At 66.3% G+C, this 16,765-nt stretch carries 17 protein-coding genes; 8 read left to right on the top strand and 9 right to left on the bottom strand.

Annotated elements, in window-relative coordinates; translation table 11 throughout:
* The first annotated feature begins 53 nt into the window (after positions 1–53).
* Positions 54–476, top strand: a complete 423-nt coding sequence (locus tag RH858_RS07840) for a DUF5816 domain-containing protein (protein ID WP_259534655.1) — start codon at positions 54–56, stop codon at positions 474–476.
* A gap of 36 nt (positions 477–512) precedes the next feature.
* Here the strand turns inward: RH858_RS07840 and RH858_RS07835 are convergent, their stop codons facing one another.
* The 4 genes from RH858_RS07835 to RH858_RS07820 all read right to left on the bottom strand — a co-directional run bounded on the left by RH858_RS07835 (position 513) and on the right by RH858_RS07820 (position 4,808).
* Positions 513–1,502 (bottom strand): ornithine cyclodeaminase family protein, encoded by a 990-nt coding sequence (locus tag RH858_RS07835; RefSeq protein WP_259534654.1) that lies wholly within the window; start codon positions 1,500–1,502, stop codon positions 513–515.
* 70 nt (positions 1,503–1,572) lie between these two features.
* The gene (locus tag RH858_RS07830) at positions 1,573–2,544 is read right to left on the bottom strand and encodes a phosphoadenosine phosphosulfate reductase family protein (RefSeq protein WP_310561509.1); all 972 of its coding nucleotides are present in this window, start codon (positions 2,542–2,544) and stop codon (positions 1,573–1,575) included.
* A 76-nt stretch (positions 2,545–2,620) separates the two neighbouring features.
* The gene (locus RH858_RS07825) at positions 2,621–4,021 is read right to left on the bottom strand and encodes a DUF4330 family protein (RefSeq protein ID WP_310561508.1); all 1,401 of its coding nucleotides are present in this window, start codon (positions 4,019–4,021) and stop codon (positions 2,621–2,623) included.
* Positions 4,022–4,073: 52 nt separating this feature from the next.
* Positions 4,074–4,808 carry a fumarylacetoacetate hydrolase family protein gene (locus RH858_RS07820; RefSeq protein ID WP_310561507.1) on the bottom strand — a complete coding sequence of 245 codons (735 nt, stop codon included), beginning with the start codon at positions 4,806–4,808 and terminating at the stop codon, positions 4,074–4,076.
* 39 nt (positions 4,809–4,847) lie between these two features.
* Between RH858_RS07820 and RH858_RS07815 the strand changes: the two genes are divergently transcribed.
* The 5 genes from RH858_RS07815 to RH858_RS07795 all read left to right on the top strand — a co-directional run bounded on the left by RH858_RS07815 (position 4,848) and on the right by RH858_RS07795 (position 10,949).
* Positions 4,848–5,645: an SDR family oxidoreductase gene (locus tag RH858_RS07815; protein ID WP_310561506.1), complete on the top strand. Its 798-nt coding sequence runs from the start codon at positions 4,848–4,850 to the stop codon at positions 5,643–5,645.
* A gap of 371 nt (positions 5,646–6,016) precedes the next feature.
* Positions 6,017–8,035 carry a GAF domain-containing protein gene (locus RH858_RS07810; RefSeq protein WP_310561505.1) on the top strand — a complete coding sequence of 673 codons (2,019 nt, stop codon included), beginning with the start codon at positions 6,017–6,019 and terminating at the stop codon, positions 8,033–8,035.
* A 43-nt stretch (positions 8,036–8,078) separates the two neighbouring features.
* On the top strand, positions 8,079–8,447 hold the full coding sequence (locus tag RH858_RS07805) for a response regulator (protein ID WP_310561504.1): 369 nt from the start codon (positions 8,079–8,081) through the stop codon (positions 8,445–8,447).
* Positions 8,447–9,529: a hypothetical protein gene (locus tag RH858_RS07800; protein ID WP_310561503.1), complete on the top strand. Its 1,083-nt coding sequence runs from the start codon at positions 8,447–8,449 to the stop codon at positions 9,527–9,529. Before RH858_RS07805 ends, RH858_RS07800 begins: the two co-directional genes overlap by 1 nt.
* Positions 9,507–10,949 carry a glycosyltransferase gene (locus RH858_RS07795; RefSeq protein ID WP_310561502.1) on the top strand — a complete coding sequence of 481 codons (1,443 nt, stop codon included), beginning with the start codon at positions 9,507–9,509 and terminating at the stop codon, positions 10,947–10,949. The genes RH858_RS07800 and RH858_RS07795 overlap by 23 nt, the downstream gene beginning before the upstream one ends.
* A gap of 111 nt (positions 10,950–11,060) precedes the next feature.
* Here the strand turns inward: RH858_RS07795 and RH858_RS07790 are convergent, their stop codons facing one another.
* Positions 11,061–11,684, bottom strand: a complete 624-nt coding sequence (locus RH858_RS07790) for a SagB/ThcOx family dehydrogenase (RefSeq protein WP_310561501.1) — start codon at positions 11,682–11,684, stop codon at positions 11,061–11,063.
* Positions 11,685–11,737: 53 nt separating this feature from the next.
* Complete coding sequence (locus RH858_RS07785) at positions 11,738–12,865, bottom strand: polymer-forming cytoskeletal protein (protein ID WP_310561500.1); 1,128 nt, start codon at positions 12,863–12,865, stop codon at positions 11,738–11,740.
* 166 nt (positions 12,866–13,031) lie between these two features.
* Between RH858_RS07785 and RH858_RS07780 the strand changes: the two genes are divergently transcribed.
* Complete coding sequence (locus tag RH858_RS07780) at positions 13,032–14,240, top strand: PLP-dependent aspartate aminotransferase family protein (protein ID WP_310561499.1); 1,209 nt, start codon at positions 13,032–13,034, stop codon at positions 14,238–14,240.
* 42 nt (positions 14,241–14,282) lie between these two features.
* The gene (locus RH858_RS07775; protein ID WP_310561498.1) at positions 14,283–14,540 is read left to right on the top strand and encodes a flagella cluster protein; all 258 of its coding nucleotides are present in this window, start codon (positions 14,283–14,285) and stop codon (positions 14,538–14,540) included.
* Positions 14,541–14,598: 58 nt separating this feature from the next.
* Here RH858_RS07775 and thrC read toward each other — a convergent pair whose 3' ends face one another.
* The 3 genes from thrC to RH858_RS07760 all read right to left on the bottom strand — a co-directional run bounded on the left by thrC (position 14,599) and on the right by RH858_RS07760 (position 16,640).
* Entirely contained in the window at positions 14,599–15,888 is a 1,290-nt protein-coding gene (gene thrC / locus RH858_RS07770) for a threonine synthase (RefSeq protein WP_310561579.1), read from the bottom strand.
* A gap of 23 nt (positions 15,889–15,911) precedes the next feature.
* A complete protein-coding gene (locus tag RH858_RS07765) occupies positions 15,912–16,292 on the bottom strand; it encodes a helix-turn-helix domain-containing protein (RefSeq protein WP_259534641.1) in 381 nt (126 codons plus the stop codon).
* Between the two features lie 81 nt (positions 16,293–16,373).
* Complete coding sequence (locus RH858_RS07760) at positions 16,374–16,640, bottom strand: hypothetical protein (protein ID WP_259534639.1); 267 nt, start codon at positions 16,638–16,640, stop codon at positions 16,374–16,376.
* Positions 16,641–16,765 lie beyond the last annotated feature (125 nt).

The raw sequence follows: 16,765 nt of genomic DNA, 5'->3' as shown, positions 1-16,765 counted from the left end.
AAACCAATATTTGTTGGTTGTTAGTTAACCTCACTATACGTCCGAGTGTGTGTATGAGCAGCAAGCACCAACCGACCGACGGTGATCAGACGACAGCCGAGGCGCCTCACTGTGGCGTCTGTGAACACGTCTACTTCGGGGACGACTGGGATCGGACTCCGTTCTGTGTGGAGTGGAACAAGGAGACCTCGATCCGCGTCGGAGAGGTGTGTTCCGCGTTCTCGTTGCGCGACGGGACGACGATCGTCGGAACCGCACCCGTCGAGGCCGAGGTCGACGTCGAAATCGACTGGGAGGAGTTGACCACCGGGACCGACGCGCCGTTTTTCGCCGCCTATCAGGACGACGAGAAGTACGGCTGGATGTGTGGCAACTGTCGCACCCTCGAGATCGCGATCGACACCATGGGACAGTTCGTGTGCAACGACTGTGGAAACAAACACAGCCCGACGGAGTGGGATCCCGCGTACCTCTAGGGCGCTCCGCTATCCGCGCATCTGTAGGCTGCTTCGCTACGCCAGACCGAGCAGGTCGAAGGGCGTCCCGTTGTCGTTCTCGTCGGCGTGTTCGTAGACGACGTGAGCGGTCGCGACGTCCTGGATCGCAAGCCCCGTCGAATCGAAGACGGTGACGCCGTCCTCCGGTGTGCGTCCTGGTTTGTTGCCGACGACGATCTCGCCGATCTCGCCGTAGATGTCTCCGTCCTCGAGCAGCCCCTCGCTCCAGGGAACGTTGATCTCCCCGGAGTGTGTGCACTGGTCGTAGTCGTCGATGACGAGTTTTGCCTCCTGAAGGATCTCCGACTCCAGTTCCTGTTTGCCGGCGGCGTCGGCGCCCATCGCGTTGACGTGGGTGTGTTCGCCCAGGTTCTCCGAGGAGATGATCGGCTCCCGGACAGGCGTCACTGTCGAGAGCACGTCACACTCGGCCGCCTCCGCAGTCGAGCCGCCGCAGACCTCGAAGCGATCCTCGAACGCCTCGACGAACGCGGCGACCCGCGCTTCGTCCACGTCGGAAATGACGACCGTCTCGATCGGGCGGACCTCAGCAATCGCCTCAAGCTGCGTGTACGCCTGCACGCCGGCGCCGACGATCCCCAGTGAGGTGGCGTCCTCGACGGCGAGATGATCGGTCGCGACCGCCGCCGCCGCGCCCGTCCGCCGGGTCGTGAGTTCGGTGCCGTCCATGATCGCAAGCGGGAAGGCGTTCTCCGGGTCGGAGTAGATCATCGTCCCCATCACCGTCGGCAGGTCGTACTTCGCCTCGTTGTCGGGGTGGACGTTCACCCACTTCACGCCGGCGGCGTCCCAGTCGCCGGCGTCCATGTACGCCGGCATCGATCGGAAGTCGCCGTTGTACTCGGGCAGTTCGATGTACGACTTCGCCGGCATCTGGGCGTCGCCGCGCTCGTAGGCGGCGAACGCCGACTCCAGCGCCGGAACGACGCGGTCCATCGGCGCGTTCGCTGCGACCGCATCGCTGTCCAGAAGCAACGTCTGCATGCGCGCAACTTTTGCCGGGGAGTATTCAAAACTGTCGAGGTTGCCCCGAACGTCGTGGAACCCGAAAACGCTACATGTAGCCGAGATCGCGGAGCCGCTTCATGAGGTCCTCTTTGTCCTGGGCGCGGCCGGCACGTTCGACAGTGTTCTCCAGATCCTGGAGCCACGCGGGTTCCTGAGTGGTCTTCTCCGTGGAGACTTCACTGCCCAGCGACCGGAAGCCGGCGAAGTATTTCGGCGAGATCGGAACGTCCTCCATGGTGACGCCCTCCGGGAGGTCCTCGGCCGACTCGGGGACGTAGCCGTCGTCGGGGAACGCCTCGACGGTGTCCGGAACGACGAAGTGCCAGAACGCCTCCCAGACGTCGCGCTCGGTGAACTGCAGGATCGGCTGGATCCGATCGTGGGGCGGGTAGATGTCCGGGTCGTGTCGCGGCGAGAAGAACGTCTCGTCGGCGCGAGCCTCCTGTTCGTCCCACCGGACGCCCGAGATCACGCCGTCGATGTCGTGGTCCTCCAGGGCGTCGTTGAGCGCCACCGTCTTCAGGAGGTGGTTGCCGACGTAGGTGTCCAGAAGGAACGGGAACGTCTCCTCCTCGTACTCGAGGATGTTCCGGACGTGATGTCGGTTGTGCTCCGAGAGGGCGTCGACCGGGATGTCGTCGCCCGGCTCGAGACCGTGTTCGTCGACGTAGGCGCCGACGTCGTCGTTGCGGGCGTACACGAGGTCGATCTCCCACTCGTCGGCCCAGTGTTCGACGAAGTCAGTGATCTCGTCGAAGTGCTGGAAGTGATCGATGAAGACGGCAGTGGGCTTCTCGTAGCCGAACTCGTCGGCCACTTCGTTGATGAAATACAGCGTGAGCGTCGAGTCCTTCCCGCCGGTCCACATCACCGCGGGGTTGCAGTACTCCTCGAGCCCCTGACGGGTGACCTCGATGGCCTTCTCGATCTTGTGCTGGATCGAGGGGTAGTCCGCGGGGGTCTCGCCCTCGCCGTCCGTGTAGTCGACGTCGACGTACGCCGGAAAGTCGTCTGTCATCTGTCCGTCGGATCGATCCGTGGACCGAAGTGTTTTGTGTTCTCTCCCGAAGCCGGCGACAATCGGGTGAACGGGCCTATCCGCCGACGGAGACCACCGTCGCATCGACGGTGACGGTGCCGAGATCCAGCGTCACCGTCGACCCCTGCCGGATCGTCTCCCCTTTGAATCGGACGCCGGAGGTGGTCTCGCGGACCTCGAGTTCGGCGGTGATCGTCACGTCCCGGTCGGTCGGGTGATCGTACACGCCCAGGTTGCCCTCGTCGCCCTGGATGAGGATCACCGACGGATCGACGTCGACGTCGGTCACGCGGGCGATCGTCTCGCCGCTCCGTCGTTCGGTCATCCCCGATCGGATCGCGTCGGCCATGTCCTCGTGGACCTCCTCCATCCGAAGCGTGACCGTCCGCGTGGTCGGCGCGCCGCGCTCCTCGGTGGTGCCGACTCGTTCGATCGTTCCCGACAGGTCGTAGGCGTCACTCGACAGGGAGATCGACGACCCCTGCTGGACGTACGTGTCTCCGAACTGTGGCCGCTCCCGGTGGTCCAGCGTGGCCAGCGACACTCCCACGAACACGCGGTTGCGGTCCGGGTTGGCCGTCCCATAGGCGGTCACCGACTCGACGGTGGCGGTCCGGTGGCCGCCGACCTCGATCACGTCGCCCTCGTCGATCCGCTCTGCCGTCTCGACGTCGACGACGTCCGAAAGCAGGACCTCGGCCTCGCCGCGGTCGAGCCCGTCGCCGACGCGCTCGATCGTTCCCGACAGGTCGTAGTCGCCGGCCGGTAGTTCGACTGTCTGCCCGCGCCGGACGGGCGTCCCGCCGAACCGGCGTTCGCCCTCCTGACGGTGGGCGTCGAGGGTGGCCTCGAGGACGACCACGCGCCGCGTCGGGCTCCCCTCCGCGTAGACGGCGACGTCCTCGACGGTGGCGACCGTCCGGTCGGCCAGACGGATCTCGTCGCCCGGCGCGATCTCCCGGGCGTCGGCGGCGTCGAGCGTGTCACGGAGCACGACCGTCGCCGCTTCGCGGTCGAGCGCGTCGTCGTCGCCGACTGCCCGGACCTGTCCGTCGACCTGGTAGCGGTCGGTGGCGACATCGAGGGTTCGTCCCAGCCGCGGGGGTGCGCCGTCGTACTGGAGCGAGCCGCCGGCCCGTTCGCCGCGCAGTTCGACCCGGAGGACGACGCGCTGTTCGTTCCCCTGTGGCGTCAGGTGGACGTCCGTGATCGTGATCCGGTCGTCGCCGCCCGGACTGTAGGCGTCGCCCTCGTTGATCTCGGAGACGATGTAGTCCGGCTGCGTCCCGAGATCCAGCGTGGCGTGGGTCGTCTCGAGGTCCGGCTCGGGTTCGGGGTCGTCCGAGAAAACCAGCGCGGCGCCGGCGACGACCACCGCGAGCACGACGAGCACGACCAGCGCGTCGATCACGTTGACCGTACCGAACAGCCTCCCCTCGTCGTCGATCAGTTCCATCGGTTCTCACCCGGCGCGGACATCACTTTCCGAAGCCACAACATCCTGGGAATTAGCTCTTTTGCTTCGAGGAAGCGTCGACGACCTCGTTCGCGAGCGTTCCGACCCCCTCGTAGGTGATCTCGATCCGGTTTCCGGGCTCGATTAGCCCCGGGTTCGCCGGGCTGCCGAACGCGACGGCGTCCCCCGGACGGAACGTGAACCGCCGGGAGAGGTACGCGACGATCTCGTAGGGATCGAACAGCATCAGTTCGGTGTTGGATTCCTGCCGCGTTTCGCCGTCGATCTCGGTGTGCATGTCGAGGTTCCGGGGATCGAGGTCGGTCTCGAGCCACGGTCCGAGGGGGGCCGAGCCGTCGAACGCCTTCCGGGCGGTTCGCCCCTGCTGATCCAGGGCGTCGACATCGTTCATAATCGTGTACCCCCTGACGATTTCCGGCACCTCGTCGGCGTCGAGATCGCGACACCGGTCGTCGATGACGGCGACGAGTTCCCCCGCGTACGTTAGCTCGTCGGTGAATTCGGGATACGGGATCGGCTGTTCGTGGGCGAGCAGCGACGTCGGGGGTTTGATGAAGAATTCGGGCTCCTCGGGCCGGTCGTACTCCATCTGTTCGAGCGTTTCCGCGAAGTTCCGCCCGACGCAGTACAGCGCCGACGGGTCACAGGGCGGAAGCAGACGTCCGTCCCGTCCCACCTCGTAGGTCCCGGTCTCGGTCTCGACGTACCCGTCCTCGTAGCGCCCCTCGACGGGACCGTCCGGCGTGAGCAGTCGTGCGCGTCGCATGACCCACGGTTTCATTGTCCAGCCGATAGGCGTACCGGTATGGAGTTCGACATCGACGGCAACGTGGCGCTCACGACCGCATCGTCGGCCGGCCTGGGGTACGCCAGCGCGACGGCGCTCGTCCGGGAGGGCTGTCACGTCGTCATCAACGGCCGGAACGAGCCCCGGCTGCGCGAGGCGGCCGAACGGCTCCGGGAGGAGGCGACCGGCAACGCCCGCGTGGTGCCGATGCAGGGCGACCTGACGGACGCTGCAGACGTCCAGCGACTGGTCGAGGAAACCGTCCGGGAGTTTGGCCGGCTGGATCACCTCGTCACCTCCGCCGGCGGTCCCCCGTCGGGACCGTTCCTGGAGACGACCGACCGGGAGTGGGAGGACGCATACGAGCTGCTGGTGATGAGCGTCGTCCGACTTGTCCGGGCGGCAGCCGACGACCTCCGTGCCGACGGCGGCGGGACGGTCGTGACGATCACCTCCCGGTCGGTCAAGGAGGCGATCGACTCGCTCGTGCTGTCGAATTCGGTGCGGATGGGGGTCATCGGGCTGGAGAAGACGCTCTCGCGAGAGTTCGCCCCGGAGGTCCGGTGCAACGCGGTGCTTCCCGGCGCTCACGAGACAGATCGGATCCGCGAACTCGTCGAACAGGCCGTCGAGCGCGGCGAGTACGACTCATACGAAGAGGGACTCGAAGACTGGGGCAGCGACGTGCCCTTAAAACGCGTCGGCGACCCGATCGAACTCGGCAACACGGTGGCGTTCCTCTGCTCCCCGCGGTCGGCGTATATAAACGGCGCCGCGATCCCGATCGACGGCGGGAGCACGCAATCTAATCTGTAAACCCACCTTTTTTAACGGGGCCTCGGGCGCTCTGCGAGCGCGCTCGCGGCTGCGCCGCTCTTGTTTTCGAGGGCTCCGCGTCGCGTCCCCTCGATTCTCTCGTCCACCGTTAAAAAAGCGGTCTCGCAAACCCGGCGGATGTGCTGGATGCCACGAAGATCAATCCCTTATATAGGCCGTCGCTCACCCTTCCGCCCTCTTTATAAATGAGATCGAGGAGAGGAGTCCACTCGTTGCCCACGAGAGACGTATGCGAGGGCGAGAGACACGTGAAAAGTGATCGACGCCGACGGAGTTCTTCGTATATCGTCGCTATCTTGTATCCAAAGCACGCCATGTGAACCAGTACGCATGCACGGAGGTTCGGACGGATGACTCGCGACGGTCCGTCGGGAGGCGCCGAACCGGACCGTTCGGATCGCTACGAATCGATCATCGAGGCGATGGCCGACGGCGTGTTCGTGCTCGACCGGGACGGCGCGATCACCGTCGTCAACGACGCGGCCGAGACGTACCTCGGACTGGATCGTGAAACTCTGGTCGGCACCACCTTCGCCCGGCTGACCGAGGAAGGACTGATCGACCGAGCGGAGTACGACCGATTTCTCGAACTGTTCCAGAGCGTCACCGACGGCGACGATACCGACCGGCGGATGACGATCGGTGACACACAGCGAGGAGTGCTGGAGCTCCGGTTGCGCGCGAAACCCGGCGGTGAGACCGTCGAACGGATCGTCGGAACGGTGCGTGACGTGACACAGCGGGCCCGGGCGCTCGAGTCGATCGAACGGCAGCAGTGGGCACTCTATCGGCTCTACGAGATCGACGTCGACAGTGAACTCACCGTAGACGAGAAGATCCAGCGGGCACTCGACGTGGGCTGTGAGTTCCTGGACCTCCCGATCGGGTTCATGAGCTCCGTCGACGGGGACACACAGCGGTTCGAACGCGTCGTCGGCTTCGACGACCTCGAAGGCTCATCACGGTCGTTACAGTCATCCTACTGTCAGTTCACCGTCGAAAACGACGACCCGGTCGCGATACGGGACGCAGAGACCGAGCTCGGATCCGACGATCCGACGTACGCCGAAACCGAGGTCAGTTGCTACGTCGGGACGAAGATACCGGTCAACGGGGAGCTCTACGGAACGTTCTGTTTCGCGGCCGCGGACGCTCGCGATCGATCGTTCTCTGCGGGCGAACGGGAGTTCGTCAGGCTGCTCGGCCTGTGGGCCGGACACAACCTCGAACGCCAGCACACCGAAAGGGTGCTCCGCGAGTTACACGAGAAGAGCCGAGAGCTGATGCTGGCCGACTCGAAGGAGGCGGTCGCACGGATCGGGGTCGACGCGATAGCGGACCTGTTCGACCTGCCAATAACCGCGTGCTGGCGGTACGACGAAGCGGCCGACGTCTTGCGGCCGCTGGCCGAAACCCGGACGGCCAAACGGCTCGTCGGCGAAACGCCCTCCTTCGAGCGCGGTGAGGCCCTCGCCTGGAAGAGCTTCGATTCGGGCGAAACGCGAACGTTCGAGGATCTCTCCACCGAATCCGACACGTACAATCCCGGGACGCCGATCGCCTCGGAGATCCACATCCCGCTCGGGAGGCAGGGAGTGATCGTGAGCGCATCGACCGACCCCCGCCGGTTCGAGAACATCGACGTCGAGAGCCTCAACCTGCTCGGGTCCCTCGTCAGGGACGCACTCGCCAGCGTCGAACAGCAGGAAGCGATCGAAGAGCGCGGCGAAGCGCTCCAGCGGCAAAACGAGCGGCTCGAGGAGTTCGCACGCGTCGTGGCTCACGACTTGCGCAACCCGCTCGCTGGCGCCGTCGGCTTCCTCGAGATCGCCAGAGAGACCCACGATGAGCGTCACTTCGACCGGGTCAAAAGCTCCCACGACCGGATGCAGGAGATGATCGACGAGCTGCTCGACATCGCACGGGGAGCGCGCCAGGAGGCCGATCCGCGCGAGTTGTCCCTGATCGGTATCGTCACCGAGGCGTGGTCGTACGTCGACGCGCCGGACGCGACCCTCTCCGTTTCCGAGGACCTCGGGGTGATCTACGCGGACGAGACGCGACTCCTCCAACTGTTCGGTAATCTGTTCCGCAATAGCGTCCAGCACGCCGGGCCGGACGTCACCGTGGAGGTCGGTCGGCTTCCGTCCGGATTCTACGTCGCCGACGACGGACCGGGACTCCCCGAGGGAGCTCGAGAGGACGTCCTTACGCTGGGAAAGACTTACTCGTCGACGGGAACCGGGATCGGGCTGCGTAGCGTGACCGACATCGTCGACGCCCACGGCTGGGAACTCGCGATACCGGACATTGACGGGGGTACCCGCTTCGAGATCCGGACCGACCGGGCGACGGAGGCGGAACTTTGATCCGTCGGGTGGACGCGGATGGGGACGACAACGGGGGGAGAACATGACACACGACATCGTTATCGCCGACGACGACGAGACCATCCGCGAGATCGTCGAGTTCAAACTCGACGGTCCCGATCGAAGCGTGACCGCGTTCGAGAACGGCCGCGAGTGCTGGGAACACCTCGAATCGAACGGATCGCCGAACCTGATCGTCCTGGACGTCATGATGCCCGGTCTGACTGGCCTGCAGGTGCTCGAACGGATCCGCGAGGACGACGACCTGTCGTCGGTTCCGGTGATCATGTTGACGTCCCGTGGACGGGAAGAACACGTCGTCGAGGGGTTCGAGCGCGGCGCGACCGATTACATGACCAAACCGTTCAGCCCGAACGAACTCGTCGCGCGGGTCAACAGCCGGCTTCGATAATGATCCCCGACGCGTTCCTGACGTGGACGGCCATCGGGATCTCGCTCCTCGCGCTCGGCGTGGGGGTCGTGACGCTGGTGACCGCGGCGTGGGTGTACTACACCCGCCGTCGAAACGATACCGTACGGGACGATCTCCGGTCGGATCTGTTCGAACACCTGTTCTCGGCGGACCCGGACTGGGCGGCATGGGTCGACACCCTTTCGAGGACGGAACGCCGTCAGCTCCTGATCCTCCTCGAGGAGTATCTGCGGAAGCTCCGCGGGACCGAACACGGACGGCTCTGTGACCTGGCAGCGGAACTCGGCGTCCAGGATCGGGCCCGCCGGAACATCGAGCGCGGCCGGAAGCGGTTCCGTGCGCTCACCTGGCTCGCGTTACTGAACGAGGAGGTAGATCCGGATCGACTCGAGTCGTGCTGTTCGGGGAGCTCCCAGCTCCGCGCCGGCGCTGCCCGGGTCCTCCACGAGGCCGGACATCCCGACGCACCCCGCATCGGAACCGAGCTGATCGTCGACGGCGAGTCGCTGACCGCGTTCGGTCTCGACACGCTCTACCGGCTGAACGACGGCTCCGAGACGCCGCTCCTCTCGGCGATGAACAGGGGGGTCGACGAGTGGACCCCGCGGTTGCTCGTCCAGGTGTTGATCGCGCTTCGACACTGTACCATCGCGAACCCCAGGGACGAACTCGGCTGGCTCCCTCGACTGCTGGAACACGAGTCGCCGCGCGTCCGTGCGGCCGCGATCGGCGTCCTCGAGCGTCACGGGTGGCGCGAGGAGATTCACGCCGAGATCGATATCGGCGCGTTACTGGCCGACCCCGACGCCGCCGTTCGCCACGACACCTATCTGCTGCTCGCGTCCTGGAACACTGACCGGTCCGGGGAGTGGCTCCACCGGGCGCTCACGACGGCAGCGGGCGCGGATCGGCTCGCGCTCGTCAGGGCGTTCAGGTCGCATTCGCGGACGGAGCTCCCGGAGCCCTCTCCCGAACTGGAACCGTTCGTCGATTGGGTTCGCGCCGACGAGGCCGTGGGTCGACGCCGGCGTGTCTGGGGTGTTTCCGCCGCATGGGCCTGACCTCGAGGAGGGGATCAGCGTGGTCGTAGACGCGATCGTCGCGGCGACAGCGTGGTTCTTCGTCGGCTACTTCCTGCTGATCAACGGCAGCTATCTGCTGATCCAGACGGCGGCGCTTTTCGGCATCCGGCGGAACCGCCGCGATCGAAGCGTCGATCCGGCGTACGACATCCACGAGAGTCCGATGATCCCCGGAATCGCGATCGTCCTCCCGGCGTACAACGAAGGCCCCGTCATCGCGTCGAGCGTCAGATCGCTACTGAGCGTGGAGTATCCCGACTTCGAGGTCGTCGCCGTCAACGACGGCTCCTCGGACGACACGGTGGACCGGCTGCAGGAGGCGTTCGATCTCGAGCGCGTCGACGCCGACTATCCGCTAGACATCCCCTGCGAACCGGTACGCGGCGTGTACCGCGCGTCGGACGCCGACCTGGTCCTCATCGACAAGGAGAACGGCGGGAAGGCGGACGCGCTCAACGCCGGCGTGTTCTTCACCGACCAGCCGCTGTTTTGCGCCATCGATGCCGATACGGTGATCGAGCAAAGCGGACTCATCGAAATCGTCCGTCCGTTCCTGCGTGACCCCGAGCGGATGATCGCCACCGGCGGCACGGTCAGGGTCGCCAATGGCTGTACGATCCGCGACGGAGTCGTCGAGCGGATCCGGCTCTCGAACTCCGCGTTAGTCAACCTCCAGACGATGGAGTACATCCGCGCGTTCCTCGCCGGACGGATCGGGTTGAGCGTGATGAAGAGTCTGCTCATCATCTCGGGCGCCTTCGGGCTCTTCCGGACGAACGCGGTCCGGGAGATAGGCGGATACTCGACCGATACCATCACCGAAGACATGGAGCTAATCGTCCGGTTGCACAGTCACTTCGGGGAGCTGGGCGAGGGGTACCGCGTGGAGTTCGTCCCGGACGCCGTCGTGTGGACCGAGGTGCCGGAATCCGTGCGGGTGCTGGGACGACAGCGGAGCCGGTGGTATCGGGGCCTGCTCGAATCCCTGATTTTACACCGCGGGATGATCGGCCGACGCAAGTACGGTGCTATCGGGCTCGTTGCGCTGCCCTTCTTCGTTCTCGTCGAAGCGCTCGGTCCCCTGATCGAGGGAGCGGGGTATCTTCTCGTTCCGATCGCGTTCGTACTCGGCCTACTCAACGTGCCGTTCTTCCTCCTGTTCGTCGCCATTGCCGTCGGCCTCGGGACCCTGTTGTCCTGGCTCAGCGCGTTCAGCGAAGTGTACGGGTTCCGTCGATACGTCCGTCCGCGGGACATCGCGGGGATCATGTTCTACGGGGTCGTCGAAAACGTGCTCTTTCGCCAGTGGAAGGCGGTGGTGGCGTGGAAAGGGCTGCTCCAGTTCCTGCGGGGCGATACGTCGTGGGGTGAGATGACCCGCGTCGGCCTCGAGAAGTGAGCGCCCACTATAAATATCACCTCGGTGGACCCGGTAGGCCCTTAAAACGTCACCGCGTCCACCCGCTCCCCATCGCCGTGTTCTCCCCTGCCGCCATTCCCGATCTGACCGCTACTCGTCGTCCGCCGGTTCGCCGAACGGGACAAGATACAGCGGATCCAGCTCGTCCGGCAGCGCGAGCGTCTCCGTCAGCTCCGCGTCGTCGAACGCCCCGACCGGACAGGCGTTCAGCCCTCGCGACTCGCAGACGAGCAGGGCGTTCTGGGCGGCGTGACCCGCCTCCATGTGAACGTACCGGTCGCCGTGATCGGGGTACTGTCGGGTCGTTCGATCGTAGTCGGCCGCGAGCGCGATCGTGGCGGGTGCGCCGCGAACCACTGCCTGGTCCAGTGCCGCCGCCGTGAGGTCCTCGTGGATCGACTCCTCGATCGCGGGATCCAGCCGGTGTTCGTCGGGCACGTACCGGTACAACCCCGCCTCGAGGTCGTCACAACCGCCGGGCGCGACCGAGAGGAACGCCACCATCGGGAACGTCGCGCCGGCGCTCGGCGACGCCCGCATCGCCACGGCGTCGCGCTCGTGTGTCAACCCCTGGACGGACCACAGCAAGGTGGCGACCGTCTCGATGCCCACCGGCTCGTCCGCGAACGACCGCCTGCTCTTCCGTGCGCCGATCGTCCGTTCGAGTTCCGAGAGCCCGTCGGAACCGGGCTCCGGGAGGGAGTACTCGGTCATCACGCGGAGCGTCGGCGGGAACTGTCAAAAAGCGACGGGAGCGATCCCGGGAGTTAGGAACCCCCCGTGGCTTCCTCGAGAGTCGCCTGCCGGCCGCCCGGCTCCCCTTCGTCTCGGCGCGACCGGTAGGAGCCACGGAGTCCCAGCGCGAAGGCACCGAAGCCCAGCAGGAACGCCGCGAACGAAAGCAGGCCGCCGAGGTACGGCACCGCCCCCAGCAGGGCGAACCCGAAAAGGCCCACCAGGAGCGCGAGCCACCGGTTGTCCACCCCCGCATTCCCGAGGAGCCAGGCCCCGACGGCGTACTGGCCGTAGACGACGCCGATCCAGATGGCGAACGTGAACGCGATCGCACCCACGATCGCAAGCGGGATCCCCACGATCGTCAACAGGAGGATCACGAGCGCGATCGGAACGGCCACAAGCGTCAGCAGGCCGACGCCGCCGGACTTCAGCGGTTCCCTCGCGACGCGGTCGGCGACGCCCGTCGAGAACCGCGGGAACGCGAACAGAAGCAGCGCGCCCAAAAGGAGGTTCGCGAGGAACCCGTAGATTACGCTCGCCCACGTGGGGATCTGGATCCCCTCGAAGCCGACGCCGAAGCCGGGTCCGAAGTCGCCGCTCAGTCCCCGATCGCGGATCACGTCGCCCTCGATCGTGGCGTCGGGATGGCGCTCGAAGTTCGCGGCGTCGTACCGGAACTCCCCGCCGACGACCGCGTTCGGGCCGACAGCGATCGTCTCGGCGCCGGCGCGCACGTCGCCGTCGACCGTCCCGTCGATCGAGACGTACCCCGCACCCGTCTGGAGGCTCCCGCCGATACGAGCCGTCTCTCCGACCTCGACCGTGCCCGCGCCGACGTCGACGTTCCCCTCGACCGTGCCGTCGATCCTGACGGTTCCGGCTGCGGCCTCGAGGTTCCCCTCGACGACACCGGTCTCGGTGACGTGGATCGTCCCGGCCGCACCGGTGACGTCGCCGGTAACCGTCCCCCGGACGACGATGGCGCCGGCGACCCCGTCGACCTGCTCGTAGGTAGTCCCCTCCTCGACAACCACGGTGCCGGCTGCTCCCTGAAATGACTGCCCGGCGACCGTGCCGACCCCGGCAGGGAGTAGCAGCGCGAAAACGAGCAGGATGACTAGTGCCTGACGACTCCGGAGTGTGAACGCGGGGATCATGTAGAATGAATCACACACCACAGGAATAAACGTTTCCTGAGATACATGTTCGCGCGCCGCCTCCCCGCAGTTCCCCGCCCATCTGATTACTCCTGGATATAATACATTTATTTCAGATGAGTAAGCATTGAAAACGTATTAGCGGCGGGGCGGCAAACGTTCGCGTATGGATACCACACCCCGATTCGACACCCGGGCCGTGCTGGACGGATCCGAGTCGCCGGCCGGCGACGTGGTGCCGCCGATCCACCTGTCGTCGACCTACGAGCTGCCGGGGATCGATCCGGAGCTGCGCCTGGAGGACGTCGATCCGTCGGCGGGGGAGTTCCTCTACGGTCGGCTGTCGAACCCGACGCGACACGCCGTGGAGAACCAGCTCGCCACGCTCGAGGGCGGTGAGATGGGCTTTGCGTTCTCCTCGGGGACCGCCGCGATCGCCACGGCGGTGCTTTCGGTCGTCGAGCCGGGGGATCACCTGGTGGCGTTCGACGACCTGTATGCGGGGACGCGCCGGATGTTCGAGGCGCTGTTCGACGACCAGCTCGACGTCGACGTCGAGTTCGTCGACGCGACCGACCTCGAGACGGTTCAGAGCGCGGTCGGCGACGACACGGCGATGGTGTGGATGGAAACGCCGACGAACCCGCTGATCCACCTGTGTGACGTCGAAGCGATCGCCCAAATCGCAGCGGAACACGGGGCCGTCTTCGGCGTGGACAACACCTTCGCGAGCCCGTACTTCCAGCGGCCCCTCGATCTGGGCGCCGACCTGGTCGCCCACAGCACCACGAAGTACCTCAACGGCCACAGCGACGGGATCGGCGGCGCCGTCGTCACCGACGACCCCGAGGTTGCAGAAGCACTGGGCTTCCGTCAGCAGGTCGCACTCGGGAACGGCCTCGCGCCGTTCGACAGCTACCTGCTCGCCCGGGGACTCAAGACGCTCGGCGTGCGGATGCGACAACACGAGGAGAACGCCCTGGCGCTGGCGGAGTACCTCGAGGCGCACGATCGAGTGCAGGAGGTGTATTACCCCGGACTGGAGAGCCACCCGCAACACGAACTGGCGAGCCGACAGATGGACGGCTACGGCGGCGTGCTGTCGTTCGAACTCGAGGGCGACCTGTGGGACGCGAAGGCGTTCCTCGAGGCAGTGGAGACGATGACGCTGGCAGTGAGCCTCGGCGGGGTCGAGACGCTGATCGAACATCCAGCGACGATGACACACGAGCCGCTGGGGCCCGACCGCCGGGCCGAGGTCGGGATCTCCGACTCGCTGATCCGGGTGTCGGTGGGCATCGAGGACGTCCGGGACCTCCGGGCGGACTTCGAACGCGGGTTCACCGCGATCGCCGCGCCGGAAGCGAGACCGTGATCTGCCACTCTTAAGTAGCCCCGCAACCCGCCCTCACCCGACGTGCAACCGCTCGACATCGACGACTGCTTCGACGTCCACGCCCACCGCGACGGTCTGAAAGTGCTGACGCAGGGGGCCGATTCCTGGCACCTGTCGAATCCCGACGACGAGTACGCGTGTCCGGCCTGCGGTCGGGCCTTCGATCGACTGTTCGTGAGCGAGGATCCGACGGTGACGTTCAACAGCGCGCCGAACGGGCCGATCTGCCTGGCCAGGACCGACGGGGAACTCCTCGTGTTGACCCACGACCCCCGATAAAGACAGCCGAGCGGGCCCCCGATCTACGTAACAATCACCTCGCCGATCGGTGACGGCGTCACTCCCGCAAGTGTGCGAGCACCGCGTCGGCGTCGTTCGGCACCGGTTCGGGGTCGTTCCCCGCTTCGTAGGCCGCGTCGGGGTCCTTCAGCAGGTGGCCGGTGGTGAGACAGACGACGCGCTCGTCGTCGTCGACGACGCCCCGTTCGCGGAGCTTCCGGAGCCCCGCAACCGAGGCGGCGGAGGCGGGTTCGACGCCGACGCCCTCCCCCGCGAGGTCGCGCTGGGCGGCGGTGATCTCCTCGTCCTCGACGGCGACGGCAGTGCCGCCCGTGTTGCGGATCCCGGGCAGCGCCTTGGGCGCGTTGACCGGGTTGCCGATCCGGATCGCCGTCGCGATCGTCTCGACCTCCTCCCAGCGCCGGATCTCCTCTGTGCCCTCCTCGATCGCCTCGACCATCGGGGCGGCGCCCGACGCCTGAACGCCCGTAAGCGCGGGCACCTCCTCGGGCTCCAGATTCCCCGCCTGGACGAGTTCCCTGAACGCCTTATAAAGCGCCGCGGTGTTGCCGGCGTTGCCCACCGGGAGCACGATCCGGTCGGGGAACGTCCCGTAGTCCTCCCGGTGCGCCTCGAGGATCTCGAACCCGATCGTCTTCTGGCCCTCGAGCCGGAACGGGTTCAGCGAGTTGAGCAGGTACGCCTCCCCGCGTTCGGCCAGCTCCTGGACGATGTCGAGGCAGGCGTCGAAGTTGCCGTCGACCTCGAGGATCCGCGCGCCGTGGAGGGCGGCCTGGGCGACCTTTCCGGCGGCGACCTTGCCGGCGGGCAGAAGGACGAGCGTCTCCATGCCCGCCCGCCCGCCGTACGCCGCGAGCGCGGCGCTGGTGTTGCCCGTCGAGGCGCACGCGAGCCGGCCGACGCCGAGCCGCCGGGCGGCCATCACGCCGACGGTCATCCCGCGGTCCTTGAACGAGCCGGTCGGGTTCATCCCCTCGTGTTTGATCCGCAGCGACGCCACCCCGACGTCGTCCTCGAGCCTCGGAACCCGGTGTAGCGGGGTATCCCCCTCCGGCAGCGAGACGCCCTCCGCGAACGGCAGCGCCGCGGCGTACCGCCAGACGCCCCGCTGGGGGGCGCCCGAGTGGCCGTCGGGACCGAACTCGTCGAACCCGGCGGGCTCGGCGTACCGGACCTCGAGCAGGCCGCCGCAGTCGCAGGTGTACCGGACCGACTCGAACGGCGGGTACGTCTCCCCGCAGTCGATGCAGCCGAGCCAGACGCCCTCGTCGGCGTCGTCGGGGACCGCCGGCGCGGGCGCGTCGAGCGCGAGGGCGGTGGAATCCACCTCGTCGTCGGCGGAGTTCCGACTCACGGCCGACCCTCCGTTCCGAACTCGTCGATCCGGTCGTGAACCTTCTTCACCCACTCCTCGAGCGTCTCGTGGAGCAACGCTCTGGCCTCGGGAAGCGGGATCGCGGTGTACTGGTAGATGTACCCGCCGGAGTCGAGCAGCCGACGCTGGCGTTCGACGAACCCCTTCTCCATCAGCGCGGTCAGCGACCGGTTGACGTTGCTCCGGTCGCGCTCCAGCGCGTCCGCGAGTTCCGAGACGGTGCTTCCCGGGTTCGATCGCAACACGAGATACGTCCGGCTCTCGTGGTCCTGGATCCCGAACACGCACGACAGGACGTGCTGGAAGTCGATTTCCCCCGGGCTCAGGGTCGCATCGACGTCGCTGTCAGTACTCATGTCGCAAGAGTGTGGCCGTGGAGACGTTAAGCTTCCTTGTCGGGGAGAGGCTTACCGTCGGGTGCGCCGGCCGCAGATCGGTCACCCGTCGTCCGTTTTTCCGTACCCCATTCGTTCGATACACGAGCGCATCTCCGACTCCAGCCGGTGTTTGTGGAGCCTGGTGGGCGTGTCACAGTAATACACCTCGCCGTCGTGTCGCAGGGCGATGTCGGTCGTGCTGCCGAACAGGTCGACCGTCACGATCACGCGGGAGCCGGACTCGAGCGCGTCGATGATCTCGTCGGCGGTCAACTCGCCGGCGTCCACCCGAACGATCGCGTCGTCCTCGTCGGGGAGGTCGTTCATAGTTGGAACAGCGCGGAAACCCACGACTTCAGTCGTGGGAGGAGCGCGCCGGGGGCGCGGCCGACCACCGCGCTTCGGTCGGCTGGTTTCGAATCATTACGTTTATCGCCCGAGTGAACGTCTGC

Source organism: Halalkaliarchaeum sp. AArc-GB, assembly GCF_031432225.1.
Classification (GTDB): Archaea; Halobacteriota; Halobacteria; order Halobacteriales; family Haloferacaceae; genus Halalkaliarchaeum.
This window is presented reverse-complemented; position numbering and strand designations above follow the sequence as displayed.